Here is a 16,271-nt window from a genome sequence, read left to right as displayed (position 1 = left end):
CGAATTAAAGCCTTGTTGTTGAAATAATGGAACTCTGAATCGACGACGTAAACCACTGTTGAATATTGGTCATCGCCGCGCTGGAGGTATCCAGAACCGGCTGAGGATAAATACCCAGCGCGACCAGCAGCACAATCAGCAGTAAGATGATGGACAGCTCGCGCGTCGTCATTCCTGCCAGCGGTGCGTCGGATTTCGGCGCGCCGTAGTAAGCGCGTTGCATCATGATCAACGAGTACACCGAGGCAAACACCAGACCAAAAGTGGAGATGACCGTGATCACCGGCACCACCTGATAGCTGCCGAACAGGATCATGAATTCGCCCACGAAGTTACCGGTTCCCGGCATCCCCAATGTCGCCACCGCGAAGAACAGCGATACGGCGGGCAGATAGCGAATACGTCCCCACAAACCGCCCATCTCGCGCATGTCACGCGTCTGCAAGCGTTCGTACAGCTGGCCGCAGATGATGAACATCCCGGCAGCGGACAGACCGTGCGCGATCATCTGCACCACTGCGCCCTGATACGCCAGCTGACTACCGGAGTAGATGGCGACCATGACGAAGCCCATATGCGACACGGAGGTGTAGGCCACCAGACGTTTGATGTCGGTCTGTTTGAACGCCAGCCAGGCGCCGTAGAAGATACTGATCACGCCCAGCCACATGGCGATCGGCGCGAATTCGTGAGACGTGGTCGGGAACAGCGGCAGGCTAAAACGCAGCAGACCGTAGGCCGCCGTTTTCATCAGCAGACCCGAAAGATCGACAGACCCCGCCGTCGGCGCCAGCGCATGCGCATCCGGCGACCAGCCGTGTACCGGCACCAGCGGCATTTTCACCGCGAAGGCGACGAAGAAGCCCAGCATCAGCAGATATTCCACGCCGTGGGACATTTCGGTGCGCAGCAGCGCGTCGTAGTTAAACGTCCAGACGCCGGTAGAGGCGTGGTGCGCCAGCACCAGACCCAGGATGGCGATCAACATCACCAGACCGCTGGTCTGCGTATAGATGAAGAACTTGGTCGCGGCCTTGCTGCGCGCGCGTTCGTCCGCGCCTTCATGACCCCATACGGCGATCAGGAAGTACATCGGAACCAGCATCATTTCCCAGAAGAAGAAGAACAGGAACAGGTCCACTGCCACAAACACGCCGATCACCCCGACCAGCGTCAACAGCAGGTTGAGATGGAACAGGCCCGAGCGACGATGTTTTTCATTCCACGAGCACAGGACAGACAGCAGTCCCAGCAGCGCGGTCAGCACCACCATCAGCAGCGACAGACCATCCAGCGCCAGATGGAAACCGATGCCGAAGCGCGGGATCCACGGTGCGTCAAACACTTCCTGCCATTGCGGCACGCCGTGCGGCACCGCCAGAGAATAGCCACCCTGCAGCCAAAGCTGTACGGATAGCGCCAGTGTCAACCCCATAGTAATCAGTGCAATCCAACGCGGCACGTTGGCGCCGAATCGCTCGAACAGCCAGCTCAGCAGACCGCCGATCAGGGGGATAAGAAGTAGCCAAGGTAGTAGCATGGCGTTTTGTGTCCCTAAATATAAAGAAAACGAGAAACTTGCTGCCGGCAGGGACGCCTGCATCAGGCGTCCGCTACCCTCAAAGTCGCTGTATTGCCATTACGCCAGCAACAGCAATCCCAGCACCACGACGGCGCCCATACCCACGGAGGCGACATACCAGCGCACCTGACCGTTCTGGCCGACCGCCAGACCACGGTTGCCCCAGGCAACCAGCAGCGCCGGGATCGTCATCAGCTTGTCGAACGGATCGTGTTTCAACAGCGCGCCCATCGCCAGATACGGTTTGACGAAGATCTTGTCGTACAGCCAGTCGAAGCCCCAGGCGTGGAACCACCAGGTCGAGAAGAAACGACCAGGCGCGCTGTTGGCGATGCGGTTGACGAGGCGACGTTGTCCCAGCCACAGAGCGGCGGCCAGCAGGATACCGACCACAGCGACAACGGCGGACGCGATTTCCAGCGTCAGCATATGCCCGTGTTCCAGTTCCGTTGTTTGCGGCAGCACACCGTGCAGCGGCGGCACGATCAGCGCGCCGACGAACGTAGACAGCACCAGCAATATCAGCAGCGGCAGGTGATGGGATATCCCCTTGAGCGCGTGTGCTTTCGTTTTTTCTTCACCGTGGAACACGATGAAAATCATTCTGAAGGTGTAGAGCGAGGTCATGAACGCGCCCGCCAAACCGGCGATGGCGAAGTTGATGTGTCCGTTCGCCCAAGCGCCCGCCAGAATTTCATCCTTACTGAAGAAGCCTGACGTCACCAGCGGCAGCGCCGACAGTGCCGCCCCGCCGACCAGGAAGCAGACATAAACCAGCGGAATGGTTTTGCGTAATCCGCCCATCTTGAAGATGTTCTGTTCGTGGTGGCAGGCCAAAATCACCGAGCCGGAGGACAGGAACAGCAGCGCCTTGAAGAACGCGTGAGTCATCAGATGGAAAATCGCGGCATCCCACGCGGCCGCGCCGAGCGCCAGGAACATGTAGCCGATTTGGCTCATGGTGGAATAGGCCAGCACGCGTTTGATATCCGTTTGCACCAGCGCGGCGAAACCGGCCAGCACCAGCGTGACCGCCCCAATGATGCCGACCAGATGCAGTACCTCCGGCGCCATCAGGAACAGACCGTGCGTGCGTGCGATCAAGTACACGCCCGCCGTGACCATGGTCGCGGCATGGATTAGCGCGGAAACCGGCGTCGGACCCGCCATAGCGTCAGCCAGCCAGGTTTGCAGCGGCAGCTGCGCGGACTTACCGACCGCGCCGCCCAGCAGCATCAACGTCGCCATCGTAATGGCCGGCGAACCTTCCGCCAGATGCTGCGGCGCCAAGACCATCAGTTCGCGGAAGTTCAGCGTGCCCAGCTCGCGATAGAGGATAAACAGCGCGAAAGCCAGGAAGACGTCGCCGACGCGAGTCACGATGAACGCTTTCATCGCCGCCGCGCCGTTGCTCGGATTGGTGTAGTAGAAACCGATCAGCAGGTAGCTGCACAGCCCTACCCCTTCCCAGCCGAGATACATCAACAGCAGGTTATCCGCCAGCACCAGCACCAGCATGCTCGCGATAAACAGGTTGGTGTAGGCGAAGAAGCGGGAGTAGCCCTCTTCCCCTCGCATGTACCAAGACGCGTACAGATGGATAAGAAAGCCGACGCCGGTGACCACCGAGAGCATGGTCAGCGACAGACCGTCCAGCGCCAGATTGACGGTGATGTCGAAATTGCCCACCGACATCCAGGTCCACAGGTGCTGATTGAAGAACACCACGCCGTCGCCCTGCTGATGGCTGAAGAAGTCGATGCCAATCCAGCAGGTCAACAAGGCGGACAAGCCGACGGAGCCTACGCCGACGGTCGCTGAGACATTTTCAGACCAACGGCCGCGGGAAAAGGCCAGCAACAGAAATCCGAGTAGCGGAAATAAAAGAGTTAAGTAGAGTAAGTTCATCCGCGCATCTCACTGACAGTATCAATATTCAGGGTCTGACGGCGACGATACAGCTGCAGCAGCAGCGCGAGGCCGATACTGGCTTCGGCGGCGGCCAGCGTGATCGCCAGAATGTACATCACCTGACCATCCGGGTGACCCCAGTAGCTACCGGCCACGACAAACGCCAGCGCAGCCGCGTTGATCATGATTTCCAGACTGATCAGCATGAACAGCAGGTTGCGCCGGATAATCAGCCCGGTAAGGCCCAGTACAAAAAGAATGGCCGCCAGCAGCAAACCGTGTTGTAGGGGAATCATGCCCGTCCCTCCGTTGTTTTCTTATCGGCGTCATCTGCATCCGCAACGCCGTCGAGCCGGTCTTCACGGCCGACGTGGAAGGCGACGACCAGCCCGGCCAGCAGCAACATGGAGGCCAGTTCAACCGCCAGCACATAAGGTCCGAACAGCGTGATGCCGACCGCTTTGGCGTCAATCATGCTGCCCTGAATGCCTGCGTCGGTGACGCTGTAGATCCCTTTAATAATGACCGCCAGCAGCAGCAGAGACAAAATGCCGGGGCCGATCCAGACACCAGGCTTGAGCCACTGTTTTTCCTGCTCCGCCACGGCGCTGCCGAGGTTCAGCATCATCACCACGAACACGAACAGCACCATAATGGCGCCCGCGTAGACAATGATTTCCAACGCGCCCGCAAAATAGGCGCCCAGCGAGAAGAACACGCAGGCGATGGCCAGAAGAGACACGATTAAATAAAGTAGTGCATGCACTGGATTGGTATGGGTAATGACACGCAATGTTGCCAATACCGCAATCAACGCAGCCGCATAAAAAGCGAATTCCATGCTTGGCTCCTTAAGGCAGCAGACCTTTGACATCAATGGGTTTGGCTTCGTTTTCGGCTTCGCCTTTGTCTTTCCCATTGATAGCCATGCCGGCCATCCGGTAGAAGTTATATTCCGGATATTTACCCGGCCCCGAGATCAGCAGATCTTCTTTTTCGTACACCAGATCCTGGCGTTTGAATTCACCCATCTCAAAATCGGGCGTCAGCTGGATGGCTGTCGTCGGACAGGCTTCTTCACACATGCCGCAAAAAATGCAGCGTGAGAAGTTGATGCGGAAGAATTCCGGATACCAACGCCCGTCTTTCGTTTCCGCTTTTTGCAGCGAGATACAGCCGACAGGACAGGCCACGGCGCACAAGTTGCAGGCGACGCAACGTTCGTCGCCGTCGGGGTCGCGCGTCAGCACGATACGACCGCGATAACGGGGCGGCGGATTCACCGGCTCCTCAGGGTACATGCGGGTTTCACGTTTTTTGAACGCGTTGGACCCCACCATGCAAATGCTGCGTACCTGGGTGCCAAAACCCACCAAGAGTTCTTTCAGTGTCATGGTTTATTCACCCCTTATTGAGCGTTGTACAAAATGACCGCGGCGGTCGCCAACAGGTTAAGCAGCGTCAACGGCAGACAAATCTTCCAACCGAAAGCCATCACCTGGTCGTAACGCGGACGGGGTAACGCAGCACGGATCAGGATGAACATCATCATGAAGAAGGCCGTTTTGAGTGCAAACCACACGATCGGCGGCAGGAAAGGTCCGTGCCAGCCGCCAAAGAACAACGTCACGATCAGCGCCGAGACGGTCACGATGCCGATGTACTCCCCGACGAAGAATAGACCGAATTTCATCCCGGAATATTCGATGTGGTAGCCGTCGGCCAGTTCCTGCTCCGCTTCCGGCTGGTCGAACGGATGGCGGTGACATACCGCGACGCCGGCGATAGCGAAAGTGACAAACCCGAAGAACTGCGGAATGACGTTCCAGATATGCGTCTGACTCTCGACGATGTCGCGCATGTTGAATGAACCGGCCTGAGCCACCACCCCCATCAGCGACAGCCCCAGAAACACCTCATAGCTGAGCGTCTGGGCGGAGGCGCGAACGGCCCCCAACAGAGAGTATTTGTTGTTACTGGACCAACCGGCGAACAGCACGGCATACACCGCCAGACCGGCCATCATCAGGAAGAACAGCAAACCGATGTTCAGGTCGGACACGCCCCAGGTCGGGGTGATCGGTACGATGGAGAACGACAGCAGCAGCGACGTAAATGCAATCATCGGCGCCAGCGTGAAGATGACCCGGTCGGCGAACGGCGGCAGCCAGTCCTCCTTGAAGAACATCTTCAGCATGTCCGACACCAGCTGCAGCGAGCCGCCCCAACCTACGCGGTTCGGCCCGTAGCGCCCCTGGAACAACCCCAGCAGGCGGCGTTCGCCCATACTCATGAAAGCGCCGCAGGTCACGACGACCAGCAGGATCACGATCGCCTTGAGCACGGCGATCAAAATATCCACCACTTCCGGTGTAAACCAACTCATTGTGCCGCCTCCCGCAGTGTTTCAACGGTCGCACCCGCCAGAACCGGGGCGATGCCCGGGAAGCCCAGCGGCAACCCTACCTGTCCTTGACGCAACTCGGCGCTGACCTGTACCGGCAGACGCAAGGTCTGTCCATCACAGACAATCTCAAGCAGCGCACCCGGATTCACGCCCAACTGGGCCGCATCTTCGGGGTTCACCATCGCGTATGGCTGAGGCATCCGTTGCTGGATGACGTCAGCGCGCTGCGACATTTCTTCACTGCCAAACAGATGGTAGTAAGGCGCCACTTGCCATTGACCCGCCTGCGCCGCAAACGGCGCGGGGATCTGATTGAAGTAGTCCAACGCGCCCTCGCCCGCTTCGACCAATCGTACGCCCGGGTCGCCGTGGCGCAAATGGCCGCCGACTTCATCCTGGAACTTGTTCCACGCCTGCGGGGAGTTCCAGCCCGGCGCCCAGGCAAAGGCGACCTGACGGCTTTGGGCCTCGGGACTGTTGTTCCCTTCCATCGAGAAAGCGAACATCGTGTCCTGATCCTGCGGCTGGCGCGGTTCGTTGACGTCGATGTTGGCGCGCATGGCGGTACGCCCGCTGTAACGGTGCGGCTCACGCGCCAGCTTCTGACCACGAATGCGGAAAGAGGCGTCTGGCGCGGCGTCCTTGATCGCCGCTAACTGCGGCAACGCGGCGGCGCAGGCATCCACCACATGGTCGAGCAGCGTCCAGTTCACCTCGCGGCTGGCGATAGTCGCCTTGACCGCATGCAACCAGCGCCAGCTTTCCAGCATGACCGTGGTGTTGTCGTAATAGGCGGGGTCATAAACCTGGAAGAAGCGCTGAGCGCGACCTTCCTGGTTGATGAGCGTCCCATCACTTTCGGCGAAGCTGGCCGCCGACAAAATCAGGTTGGCCTTATCCATGACGCGCGTGCGTTGATGGTCGACCACGATCAGATTGGCGACGTTATCGAGCGCGGCGTCAATCCGCTGCGCCGACGCATGTCGATACAGATCGTTTTCGAGCACCACGACGCTGTCCGCCTCGCCGGACTCCAGCCGGACAAGCGCTTCGTCCAGCGAGCCGCCGCCGATCATGCCAAGCCCCATGCTGTTGGCGCCGCTGGCAACGAACGTAATGCCGACGTCGGCACCGCGCCCCTTTAATGCTTTGGCCACGTTGGCGGCCGCTGCGATAATCTCTTCGCTGCCCGCATGCGTACCGGTGACAATCAGCGGTTTCTTCGCGCCCGCCAGCGCCTGAACGACGACATCCAGTTTCGGCTCAAGGTCGCTTGCCAAATCGGTCACCGCCGGCGCCGCGTCATCCAGCGCATGCGCGATAGCGAAACCCAGACGCGCCTGTTCGTTGACCGGGGCGTGGTAGCTCCATGCCGCCACGTCATCGAGACGGGTGCTGTCGACGTGAGTCACAAAGAGGGGATGCTTAGCGTGCTGGCCGATATTCATGATGGCGGCGATCTGCCAGTCCGCCACTTTCTGTGCGGCAGCCATTTCACGCGCTTTGCCTTTCACCGCCTGGCGCACCGCAAGCGCAATGCGCGCGCCGGTCTGCGTCAAATCTTCGCCCAGCACCAACACCGCATCGTAACCTTCAATCTCGCGAAGGGCCGGGGTGTGAACACCGCTCTCTTTCAGCACTTTCAACATCAGCTGAACGCGGTTCTGTTCGCCCTGCGCCATGCCGCTGTAGAAGTTTTCTGCGCCGACCAGTTCACGCAGCGCAAAGTTGCTTTCGATACTGGCGCGTGGGGAACCGATGCCGATGACCTGCTTAGACTCGCGTAGAACGTTGGCCGCGCTCTGCACCGCCTGTTCGGCGTTCTGCGTCGTCCAGTCATTGCCGAGACGCTGTTGCGGCTGGCGAGGACGATCTTTCAGGTTGACGTAGCCATAGCCGAAGCGGCCGCGATCGCACAGGAAATAGTGGTTCACGCTGCCGTTGAAACGGTTTTCAATACGGCGCAGTTCGCCATAACGTTCGCCGGGGCTGGTGTTACACCCCACGCTGCACTGCTGGCAAATGCTGGGCGCAAACTGCATGTCCCATTTACGGTTGTAACGTTCGGAATGGGTTTTGTCGGTGAAGACCCCGGTCGGGCACACTTCCACCAGGTTGCCGGAGAATTCGCTCTCAAGAACGCCGTCTTCGGGACGACCGAAGTAGACGTTGTCGTGCGCGCCGTACACGCCGAGGTCTTTGCCATCAGCGTAATCTTTGTAATAACGCACACAACGATAACAGGCGATACAGCGGTTCATTTCGTGCGAGATGAACGGCCCGAGATCCTGATTATGATGGGTTCGTTTGGTGAAACGATAGCGGCGGGTGTTGTGGCCGGTCATCACCGTCATGTCCTGTAGGTGGCAGTTGCCGCCCTCTTCGCAGACCGGACAATCGTGGGGATGGTTGGTCATTAGCCACTCGACGACGCTTTTGCGGAACAGTTTAGCTTCTTCATCGTCAATCGCGATGAAGGTGCCGTCCGCAGCGGGCGTCATACAGGACATGACCAGACGACCGCGCGTATCTTCCGCGTTCTGGTATTGCTTGACCGCGCACAGGCGGCATGATCCAACGCTACCCAGCGCCGGATGCCAGCAAAAGTAAGGAATATCAAGGCCCAGAGTGAGACATGCCTCAAGGAGGTTGTCCGCTCCGTTCACATCATATTCTTTGCCGTCTACATGAATCGTTGCCATAGTCAGCATGCTTCCATAAAGGCCCGCGTATTAAGCAGGCGCTAATCAAAAATTCTGTCTATCAGATGAAGAATCGCTTACGTCGGTGCGAAACATCGCATCTGCGACTCGGCCATTGCTTACCAGCGCTGTTTCAGCAGGTTCGGTTGAATCCCGCCTATCGCTTTTGTATTGCTGATAGTCTGCTTGGCGATACCCGCCTCAAACTCATGCCGGAAATACTTTATTGCGCTTTGCAGCGGCTCAACGGCCCCCGGCGCATGGGCGCAGAAGGTATGGCCCGGCGACAGGAAGCGGCACAGCTGTTCCAGCGTTTCGATATCGCCCGGCTGTCCTTCACCTGCTTCAAGCGCGCGCAGCAGCTTCACGCTCCACGGCAGTCCGTCTCGGCATGGCGTACACCAGCCGCAGGACTCGCGCGCGAAGAACTCTTCCAGATTGCGCGTCAAACCGACCATATTGATCTCGTTATCCACCGCCATCGCCAGCCCGGTACCCAGACGGCTACCCGCCTTAGCGATGCTTTCGAAGTCCATCGGCAGGTCCAGATGATCGCCGGTCAGGAAGTCGGTTCCCGCGCCGCCTGGCTGCCAGGCTTTTAGCGTCAAGCCATCGCGCATACCGCCTGCATAATCTTCCAGAATTTCACGGGCGGTCGTCCCAAACGGCAGTTCCCACAGGCCCGGGTTTTTCACCCGACCGGAGAAGCCCATCAGCTTGGTGCCGGCATCTTTACTCTTGCCCGCAGACAACCCCTGATACCAGTCGACGCCATGCTCGATAATGGCCGGGACGTTGCACAAGGTTTCGACGTTGTTGACGCAGGTCGGTTTGCCCCACACGCCCGCAGACGCCGGGAACGGCGGCTTGGAACGCGGGTTGGCGCGACGGCCTTCCAGCGAGTTAATCAGCGCGGTTTCTTCACCGCAGATATAACGTCCGGCGCCGGTGTGAACGAACAGTTCGAAGTCGAAGCCGCTGCCCAGAATGTTCTTGCCCAGCAAACCTGCGGCTTTGGCTTCTTCGATTGCCCGGCGCAGGTTAGCGGCCGCCTGAACGTATTCGCCGCGCAGGAAGATATAGCCGCGATAAGATTTCAGCGCATAGGCGCCAATCAGCATGCCTTCCACCAGCAGGTGAGGCAGCTGTTCCATCAGCAAGCGGTCTTTGTAGGTGCCGGGTTCCATCTCATCCGCATTACACAGCAGGTAGCGGATATTCATGCTTTCGTCTTTCGGCATCAGGCTCCATTTGAGCCCGGTGGAGAAGCCTGCTCCGCCACGTCCGCGCAGACCCGCGTCTTTGACCAGCGTTACCACGTCGCTCTGGGCGATACCGGTCAGTGCTTTTTGCGCGCCCGCGTAGCCATTCTTACTGCGGTATTCATCCAGCCATACCGGCTGTTTGTCTTCACGCAGACGCCAGGTAAGAGGATGCTGTTCGGCAGTGAGAACAATGTTTTTAGTCATTGATACTGCTCCAGTAATGAATCGATATCGTCAGGCTTGACGTGGCTGTGGGTGTCTTCGTCGATCATCATCGAAGGCCCTTTGTCACAGTTACCCAGACAGCAGGTCGGCAGCAGCGTGAAGCGGCCGTCGAACGTGGTCTGACCCGGCTGGATATTGAGCTTTTTCTCCAGCGCGGCGCGAACGCCCTGAAAACCGTTGATGTAGCACACGACGCTATCGCAGTAGCGAATGACGTGACGCCCTACCGGCTGGCGGAAAATCTGGCTGTAAAAGGTGGCGACGCCTTCCACATCGCTGGCCGGAATGCCCAGAATGTCGGCAATCGCGTAAATGGCGCCGTCCGGCACCCACCCACGCTGTTTCTGTACAATTTTCAGCGCTTCAATCGAGGCCGCGCGAGCGTCTTCATAATGGTGTTTTTCATGCTCGATGGCGTCACGTTCGGCGTCGCTGAGCACAAACACGTCCTGGACATCCGTCGTGGAAGCCGACTGCCCCTGAGCGTCTAATGAAGGTTGAGTGTTGTTATGATCGTGCATAATTAGCGGTCCACATCTGACATGACGAAATCAATACTGCCGAGGTAAACGATCAAGTCGGATACCAGGCATCCGCGGATGACCGAAGGAATCTGCTGCAGATGAGCGAAGCTCGGCGTGCGGATGCGCGTACGGTAGCTCATGGTGCTGCCATCGCTGGTCAGGTAGTAACTGTTGATCCCCTTGGTGCCTTCGATCATCTGGAACGATTCGTTGGCCGGCATGACCGGGCCCCAGGACACTTGCAGGAAGTGGTTGATCATCGTTTCGATGTGCTGCAGCGTGCGTTCTTTCGGCGGCGGCGTCGTCAGCGGATGATCGGCCTTGAACGGCCCTTCCGGCATGTTGTTCAGGCACTGTTCGAGGATGCGCAGACTCTGGCGCAGCTCTTCCACTTTCAACATCACGCGGGTGTAGCTGTCGCTGATGCCATCGCCGACCGGCACCTCAAAGTCGAAGTTTTCATAGCCGGAGTAAGGACGCCATTTACGGACATCGAACGGAATGCCGGTCGCTCGCAAGCCTGCGCCCGTCACGCCCCACTCCAGCGCCTCTTTGGCGTTGTAGGCGGCGACGCCCTGCGAACGTCCTTTCAAAATGGTGTTTTGCAACGCCGCTTTGACATAGGTATCCAGACGCGCCGGCATCCAGTCCAGGAATTCACGCAGCAGTCGATCCCAGCCGCGCGGCAGGTCATGAGCCACGCCGCCGATACGGAACCAGGCGGGATGCATACGGAAACCGGTGATCGCTTCCACCAGATCGTAGATTTTCTGACGATCGGTAAACGCGAAGAAGACCGGCGTCATGGCGCCGACATCCTGAATGAAGGTGCTGATGTAGAGCAGATGACTGTTGATGCGGAACAGTTCGGACAACATCACGCGGATAGTCTCTACGCGCTCAGGCACTTTAATGCCCGCCAGCTTCTCAACCGCCAGCACGTATGGCATCTCGTTAACGCAGCCGCCGAGATATTCGATACGGTCGGTGTACGGAATGTAGCTGTGCCAGGACTGGCGCTCGCCCATTTTTTCCGCACCGCGGTGGTGGTAGCCGACGTCAGGAATACAGTCGATGATCTCTTCGCCGTCGAGCTGCAAGATCAGACGGAACGCACCGTGTGAGGAGGGATGGTTTGGCCCCATGTTCAGGAACATGAAGTCTTCGTTTTGCGTGCCGCGCTTCATGCCCCAGTCTTCAGGCTTGAAGGTCAGCGACTCCATTTCCAGATCTTCGCGCTGTTTGGTCAGTACGAAAGGATCGAATTCTGTCGCGCGCGCCGGGAAGTCTTTACGCAGCGGGTGACCTTCCCAGGTTTGCGGCATCATGATGCGCGTAAGATGCGGATGACCGTTAAAGGTAATGCCGAACATGTCCCACACTTCACGCTCATACCAGTTCGCGTTCGGGAACAACGGCGTCATCGTCGGCAGGAACAGATCGTTCTCCGCCAGCGCCACTTTCAGCATGATGTCGCCGTTACGTTCAAGGGAAGTCAGCAGATAGAAGACGGAGAAGTCTGCGGCGGGTAGCCCCTCGCGGTGCGTACGCAGGCGTTCATCCATGCCATGCAGATCCATCAGCATGACATAAGGCTTCGGTTGTTTTTTCAGGAAATCGACGACGTCGAGTAATTGCTCACGTTTGACCCAAACTACCGGCATCCCCGTCCGCGTGGCCTGGACGGTAAACGCGTCCTGACCGAAACGGTTCCACAGCTCGCCAACGACCGGATCATCCAGATGATCGCGGGTTTGCCATGCGGGCAGAACGGCGTCGTGTGTCGTTAAATCTGTCATAAGTAATGTCACCACATTAAATGTGTTATTTCCGTGACTGATGATGGCGGCGCGCTGTTATGTTGATATTACGCAGCCATCACGGCCTATCATTCACAGGTCAAATTTCATCCGGGGAACGTAGGTGGGTTACCGCAATACGCTCTTCGCGTTTACGTTCACGTTCGGATTGCATGTTGGCGCGATACACGCCTGATCGCCGACGACCCATGACAGCGGACGACGCTCTTTACCAATAGACTCTTTCAGCAACAGCAGCGCCTGCATGTACGCTTCCGGACGCGGCGGACACCCTGGGATGTACACGTCTACCGGCAGGAATTTATCGACGCCCTGAACGACGGAATAGATGTCGTACATACCGCCGGAGTTGGCGCACGCGCCCATGGAGATGACCCATTTCGGTTCCAGCATCTGGTCATACAGGCGCTGAATAACGGGAGCCATTTTCAGGAAAGGGGTTCCGGCGATGACCATGAAGTCGGCCTGGCGGGGAGAGGCACGCAACACTTCGGAACCAAAGCGCGCCACATCGTGTACGGCGGTGAAGGAAGTCACCATCTCCACGTAACAGCAAGAAAGACCAAAGTTGAAGGGCCACAGGGAGTTACCGCGTCCCCAGTTGACCATATTTTGCAGCGTCTGCTCCAGATTGCCCATAAACACGCTTTTGTTAACGTGCTGTTCGAGTGGGTCGCTGACGACCTCTTGCTTCTGTAGCGGATAACGGTCGTTCTCACCGTCGGGGTCTATGCGGGTGAGCGTATAGTCCATTTATTGCCTCGCTATTACTGCTGATGAGTATTGGTGGTGGAGTGGTTTACGACGATGTCAGACTTCACGACTTGCCGCTTGGAGCGCTTTGGCGTCCAGTCCAGCGCGCCGATACGCACCAGATAGACCAGCCCGGCCAACAGCACCAATATGAAAATGGTGGCTTCGATAAAACCTACCCAGCCGCTTTCCCGAATAGAAACGGACCAGGCATACAGGTACAGCGCTTCCACGTCGAAAATGACGAAGAACATCGCAACAAGATAGAATTTTGCAGACAGTCTCAGTCGGGCAGACCCGACGGAATCGATACCCGATTCGTAAGGCGTATTTTTAGCCCGGCCTTTGGATCGCCCTCCCAGCAGAAAGCCGCCCAACAGCATGAAACCGCAGAGACCCACGGCAACGATCAGAAATAAAGCAAATGCCCAGTGGTGGGCGAGGACTTCAGTAGTTGTTGACATACTCATTGCTTACTCATCAAAAGTGGCTTTGGCAGCTGCTCTTTTTACGGCAGTTAATCGCCACATCGATTAAAAGGAAGGATTTGTAACCATAAAAATACCACAAATTATAGGGTTAAGGCGCGGTAAATGTGGTTATTCATCCTGTTTTTGCAACCTTTTCTCAACCTTTATAAAAATAACAGCACATAAATTAACATGCACGTATCTTTGTTAACCTTTCATAAACATAGCAGAGACTGAATCGTATCAATGCTACTCCTGGTTGTTTTAGACCAATGCGAAGAAAAAGCCCCTATTTCTGTAGTGACTATATCAATTTCAACATGAATGCAGGTTAATGAATAAGGTTAAGGCAAGTATTTTTTGATCTCTCACACGTTTTTCCGGTTTTAGTTATTAAAAAAAGTACGTTCAGTAAGCAATTGTTAATACGACAAACCGTGTGGATATGACCGGGGGTAGGATCAGAGAAGTGCGGACGTTAGAAGAAAAGGAAGATGTATCGCCAGTAGAGGAGCGAATTCTGACGCGAGCGACGAAAAAAACGACAGAGTGGCAACAAGCACACACTCTGTCGTGAGTATCCGGACGTTTTTATAACATTTCACACTGACGCATACCGCTCAGCGCTGTAAAAAGTCAGAGAATATTTTTCAATGATTCGTCCGTGGGAGTAATGCGGATATCCCCTTCCGGAACACTATTCACAGAAAGTAGATTGGAACGCGTGCCTGACTCAATGGCGCTGAAGATCGCCGTACTCAACTCGTTATTTTGCTGTGGATTCTTGCACAGGTAATAACGGGTATCGGGTAACTTCGGCAAGCCTTCTTCTTCACCGAGCACACGCAGTTCCGGCGTCATCATTTCTACCGAACGCACCGTAATGCCCAATCCCGCTTTGACCGCCGCCCGAACCGCCGACAGTGTGGAAGCCACGTACGAAATCTTCCACGGAATACCCGCTGCGGTCAGCTTTTCCAGCGCCAGCGTGCGGAAAGGACTCGGTTCATCCAGAACGACTAACGGCACAGGACTGCCGTGTTGGAACTGGTATTCCGCCGAGCAGTACCACAGCGTCGGTGACGAGCGCAGCAGAACATTAGGAAACTCGGTGCTGTTCTCGGTCGTGATGACTAAATCAATTTTGCCCTGATGCAACATTTCCATCATTTCAGGGCTGCGTTTGATACTCACTTCAATCGACAGTTTGGGGAAAACCGAGGTCACGCGCTGCAAGATAAACGGCAGAATAGTATCCGCAGTATCATCAGAAGCGCCGATCGTCAGGGTTCCCTGAATGTCGCTGAACATTAATGAGGCGCAGGCCTCATCATTGAACTGCAGTATTTTTCTGGCATAACCAAGAAACTGGATCCCATGCTCGGTGAGCAGCTTATTTCTCCCATGACGGGCGAATAACTCCTTACCGATGAGTTGTTCCAGCCGCTGCATCTGCTGACTAACGGCAGACTGCGTTCTGCATACTGCCACGGCCGCGGCCGCAAAAGTATTCAAATCGGCGACAGCGACAAACGTTCTCAGCAGATCCAGATCAAGATTGAGAACTGGGCGATTTGCATTTGTCATACGGTTCTTCACTTATCTATTTTAATTATTAACTAACATACCTGGTGTTGGATACGTATCCCGACAACGTCGGCATACAATGAAAGACAGTATCGTAGATGAACGGTTACGGCAAAAAATACTTAATGTTTCGTTACCACATCGCTTTTTTTTCGCCCTCTCCCTTACCTGTTCATTTTATTGATTCGAGCCGCCGATAAAAAGAACGGCTATTTATTTTAGATAATAAAATAAAAGTCTTGCGCGCACTAGTACGCTAAAGAGAGCGGATTGACATGATAAAAGCCGACGTTGACGAAAGTCTCTGTATTTACAGAGTACCTTTCAGTAAAATAGATAACTTAATGTCGTCATTTCAATACGTTACGATTTATCTGAATTCACCGTAACCGCCCACTTCATCGCCAAGCAATATACGATGACCTACTCGTAAAATATTCTGATATAAGATACCAGAATTAAGTTTTATGTCATCTACAAACTCGTTATTGGCTATAATGTAACTCGAGTGATTAATCTGACAAGAGCCCATCTATAACAATCTGAAAAATCCTATATTACCTATTAATATTACTAGATTGATCATTGTGAAAAAACTTTTGTAAAGGCATCGAAAAGAAAAGACGAGGCTCTATTAATTGCATATTCGAATTCAAAATAGACGAGTATTTATTGGCTGGCCTACCCTTTGTGACAAGATGCTCTAAAATAGTCACGGCTATTACAAACGGTGTTAATTTCATATCAGGGAAGGCGAGTCTCAATAATAAAATAAGAAATCCCTTTATTTTAATCGGTTACATGTAAAGGCTACACCTAAATAAGATTGGTTTTTTACCCGCTATTCCAGCCATTGCGAAAAATAGGGTTATTGCCTAAATCGAGTGGTCCCTTTTACGTCAGGTCATGGTCCAGGGAAACAGGCAATAATAGTGATGCATTTGCGTTCAAATGAGAAACTCACTTTGAAATTGCGTACCCCAGGCCGCCACGAGTTCCCCCTGACGTCGCACAAATCACCTTAT

At 55.7% G+C, this 16,271-nt stretch carries 12 protein-coding genes and 1 pseudogene; all 13 read right to left on the bottom strand.

From position 1 onward, the window contains the following. Nucleotides 1–4: 4 nt before the first annotated feature. On the bottom strand, nt 5–1,540 hold the full coding sequence (gene nuoM, locus AU509_RS00875) for an NADH-quinone oxidoreductase subunit M (protein ID WP_094117420.1): 1,536 nt from the start codon (nt 1,538–1,540) through the stop codon (nt 5–7). Nucleotides 1,541–1,639: 99 nt separating this feature from the next. Next, nucleotides 1,640–3,490 carry an NADH-quinone oxidoreductase subunit L gene (nuoL, locus tag AU509_RS00870; RefSeq protein ID WP_085650983.1) on the bottom strand — a complete coding sequence of 617 codons (1,851 nt, stop codon included), beginning with the start codon at nt 3,488–3,490 and terminating at the stop codon, nt 1,640–1,642. Continuing rightward, nucleotides 3,487–3,789: an NADH-quinone oxidoreductase subunit NuoK gene (gene nuoK, locus AU509_RS00865; protein WP_085650984.1), complete on the bottom strand. Its 303-nt coding sequence runs from the start codon at nt 3,787–3,789 to the stop codon at nt 3,487–3,489. Before nuoK ends, nuoL begins: the two co-directional genes overlap by 4 nt. Continuing rightward, the gene (gene nuoJ, locus AU509_RS00860; RefSeq protein WP_094117419.1) at nt 3,786–4,334 is read right to left on the bottom strand and encodes an NADH-quinone oxidoreductase subunit J; all 549 of its coding nucleotides are present in this window, start codon (nt 4,332–4,334) and stop codon (nt 3,786–3,788) included. The genes nuoK and nuoJ overlap by 4 nt, the downstream gene beginning before the upstream one ends. A 10-nt stretch (nt 4,335–4,344) precedes the next feature. After that, entirely contained in the window at nt 4,345–4,887 is a 543-nt protein-coding gene (gene nuoI / locus AU509_RS00855) for an NADH-quinone oxidoreductase subunit NuoI (protein WP_026739920.1), read from the bottom strand. Nucleotides 4,888–4,901: 14 nt separating this feature from the next. Continuing rightward, on the bottom strand, nt 4,902–5,879 hold the full coding sequence (gene nuoH / locus AU509_RS00850) for an NADH-quinone oxidoreductase subunit NuoH (RefSeq protein WP_085650986.1): 978 nt from the start codon (nt 5,877–5,879) through the stop codon (nt 4,902–4,904). Next, nucleotides 5,876–8,602 (bottom strand): NADH-quinone oxidoreductase subunit NuoG, encoded by a 2,727-nt coding sequence (nuoG, locus tag AU509_RS00845; RefSeq protein ID WP_094117482.1) that lies wholly within the window; start codon nt 8,600–8,602, stop codon nt 5,876–5,878. Before nuoG ends, nuoH begins: the two co-directional genes overlap by 4 nt. A 119-nt stretch (nt 8,603–8,721) precedes the next feature. Further along, a complete protein-coding gene (nuoF, locus tag AU509_RS00840) occupies nt 8,722–10,071 on the bottom strand; it encodes an NADH-quinone oxidoreductase subunit NuoF (protein WP_094117418.1) in 1,350 nt (449 codons plus the stop codon). After that, nucleotides 10,068–10,613: an NADH-quinone oxidoreductase subunit NuoE gene (gene nuoE / locus AU509_RS00835; protein WP_094117417.1), complete on the bottom strand. Its 546-nt coding sequence runs from the start codon at nt 10,611–10,613 to the stop codon at nt 10,068–10,070. Before nuoE ends, nuoF begins: the two co-directional genes overlap by 4 nt. Nucleotides 10,614–10,615: 2 nt before the next feature. After that, nucleotides 10,616–12,415, bottom strand: coding sequence for an NADH-quinone oxidoreductase subunit C/D (gene nuoC / locus AU509_RS00830; RefSeq protein WP_094117416.1), 1,800 nt, complete (start codon nt 12,413–12,415; stop codon nt 10,616–10,618). A 100-nt stretch (nt 12,416–12,515) separates the two neighbouring features. Continuing rightward, nucleotides 12,516–13,189, bottom strand: a pseudogene (locus tag AU509_RS00825) (NuoB/complex I 20 kDa subunit family protein). 14 nt (nt 13,190–13,203) lie between these two features. Next, nucleotides 13,204–13,653, bottom strand: coding sequence for an NADH-quinone oxidoreductase subunit A (locus AU509_RS00820; protein ID WP_026739927.1), 450 nt, complete (start codon nt 13,651–13,653; stop codon nt 13,204–13,206). A gap of 642 nt (nt 13,654–14,295) precedes the next feature. Beyond that, nucleotides 14,296–15,246: a transcriptional regulator LrhA gene (gene lrhA, locus AU509_RS00815; protein ID WP_094117415.1), complete on the bottom strand. Its 951-nt coding sequence runs from the start codon at nt 15,244–15,246 to the stop codon at nt 14,296–14,298. Nucleotides 15,247–16,271 lie beyond the last annotated feature (1,025 nt).

Source organism: Lonsdalea britannica, from assembly GCF_002111595.1.
In the GTDB taxonomy this organism is placed as follows: Bacteria; Pseudomonadota; Gammaproteobacteria; order Enterobacterales; family Enterobacteriaceae; genus Lonsdalea; species Lonsdalea britannica.
This window is presented reverse-complemented; position numbering and strand designations above follow the sequence as displayed.